Below are 1092 nucleotides of genomic sequence, written 5' to 3'. Positions count from 1 at the left end.
ATTAATCGCTTGGTTACCCTGGACGGCCCGGCCGTTATCATCCGTATAATAACGCATGCCCCAGGCATCACGCCAGCCGGCATTTTGGCGAACACCATTAACAAACCAATAATACGTCCCCATATAGTAACGGAAGCCTGTATACGGTTTCCCATTTTCAAGCCAATTCCAACCACCATTAGCCGTAGATACTTCTGGCGAATAAATATAACCTGTCCGATTATCTGCCGACGCCGACGTTGTTAGTAACGAAGTTGCGCCCAAAACACCCACAGCTCCTATTAAAAGAGCTTTTACTACCTTATTCATCACATTAACTCCCCAAATTCAATCTTGTTACATATTTCACTTTTTATAATGCGCTATCTTGCGGTTAAAAACAAGCATTTTTACCCTCAAAAAAAGAGTGCCCAAAATAGCACTCTTTTCGTTATTATTCAGTTGGTACACCATTGGCAATCATCACATCAGTGGAAATATTGCCACCATATAAGTTACCTGTATTAGCTGCTGGCAAGCCCAACGCCTTGCGCAACACATTCGTTGCACGTTGTTGTTCAGAGCTTGAAACGACTTCAGTAGAGCCAGACGTCAAACTGTAACCCGTTCCTTGAATGTGATCATTCTTCACGTTGTTAGCCGCCCCTGAATACTTTGTCGCAATTGCTAACATATCGTTGTAGCTCAAGTCAGTTTGCATTGATGAAGAAATTGAATTCAAGAAATCTGTATTCAACAACTTTGTTGGATTGCTCTTCGCTGCGTCAACAATTCCTTGCAGCACCAATCGCTGACGTTCCTGACGACCGTAGTCTCCCTGTGGATCATCGTAACGCATCCGTGAGAAGGCCAAGGCAGCCTTACCTGTCATCTTGGTGTGTGATACACCGTTGTATGACCACGTTGTTGATCCTTGCGTAAAGCTGTACAAATCACCCGCGTCAGCGTGAGCCGTCTCAGGGTTGTACGCAAACGTCAATGGTGACGTCACCGTAATGCCGCCAACTTTGTTAACAACCTTTTCCATGCCACCCATGTTAACCAATGCATAGAAGTCAATTGGAATATTTAGCCAGTCCTGAATCGTCTTAA

General features: G+C 44.4%; 1 protein-coding gene and 1 pseudogene. Both read right to left on the bottom strand.

Translation table 11 applies throughout. The features are described from left to right. Window positions 1–309 (bottom strand): annotated as a pseudogene (locus WEIDD23_RS01015) (1,4-beta-N-acetylmuramidase); the annotation flags it as partial. Window positions 310–433: 124 nt separating this feature from the next. Then, window positions 434–1092, bottom strand: a 659-nt coding sequence (locus WEIDD23_RS14185; protein WP_242865357.1) for an LCP family protein, incomplete at its 5' end; no start/stop codon positions are given.

Origin of the sequence: Weissella sp. DD23 (genome assembly GCF_001579105.1) — a bacterium.
In the GTDB taxonomy this organism is placed as follows: Bacteria; Bacillota; Bacilli; order Lactobacillales; family Lactobacillaceae; genus Weissella; species Weissella cibaria.
This window is presented reverse-complemented; position numbering and strand designations above follow the sequence as displayed.